At 68.6% G+C, this 846-nt stretch carries 1 protein-coding gene; it reads right to left on the bottom strand.

From position 1 onward, the window contains the following. Positions 1-93: 93 nt before the first annotated feature. Positions 94-846: IS5 family transposase (locus amrb99_RS49485; RefSeq protein WP_190869038.1), on the bottom strand; the 753-nt coding region annotated here is incomplete at its 5' end.

The raw sequence follows: 846 nt of genomic DNA, 5'->3' as shown, positions 1-846 counted from the left end.
CCGTTCTCGGTTTCGGCGCGGTGGGAGGCGTTCTCGACGGCAAAGCGCAGAGCCATGGCGGGTCCCGTCACCTGGAGTGCTTGATCGGCACGGTCAGGATGGCACAGGCCCTGGTCGCAGCCACTCGCCGATCACGGCGATCTGCACACTGGCTTCGAAGCGGACCGCCAACTTGTCATAGCGAGTGGCCACCGCCCGGTTTCGCTTGAGCCGGTTGATGCCGCACTCGACGGCGTGTCTCGCTTTGTAATCATCAGCGTCGAACGCTGGAGGGCGTCCGCCCGCCGAACCGCGTCGCTTGCGGTGGCCGATCTGGTCGGCCGGCTCGGGAATGGTGCATGCGATGCCGCGCCTGCGCAGGTAGGCGCGGTTGCCTCGCGAAGAGTAAGCCTTGTCGGCGCGGACCCGGAAGGGCCGGGTGCGCGGACGGCCAGGGCCCTGGCGGGGCACACTGATGGCCTCCAGCACTGTGGCGAACTGCGGAGAATCGCCTCGCTGCCCAGCAGTGATCACCACCGAAAGCGGCCGCTGTCCCTGCTCACAGGCCAGATGAATCTTGGTGGTCCACCCGCCGCGGGACCGGCCGAGCGCATGATCGACCGGCTCGGCCCTGGTTCCGCCCGGCGGCTCCCGTTGAAGGTCCCCGTCACGGCGGGCACCGGCAGCGTGCTGATGCGCCCGGCAGACGGTGGAGTCGACGCTGACCTCCCAGCAGATCAACCCCACCGCATCGGCCTGAGCCTGCAGACCCTTCACGATCCGAGCCCACGTACCATCCCGCTGCCACCGCCGAAACAGCCCATAGACCGTCTGCCACGGCCCGAACCGGGTCGGCAGATCACGCCA

It is taken from the genome of Actinomadura sp. RB99 (assembly GCF_014706005.1).
Classification (GTDB): domain Bacteria; phylum Actinomycetota; class Actinomycetes; order Streptosporangiales; family Streptosporangiaceae; genus Spirillospora.
Note: the sequence above shows the minus strand (reverse complement) of the source record. Positions and strands in the feature narration are given on the sequence as shown.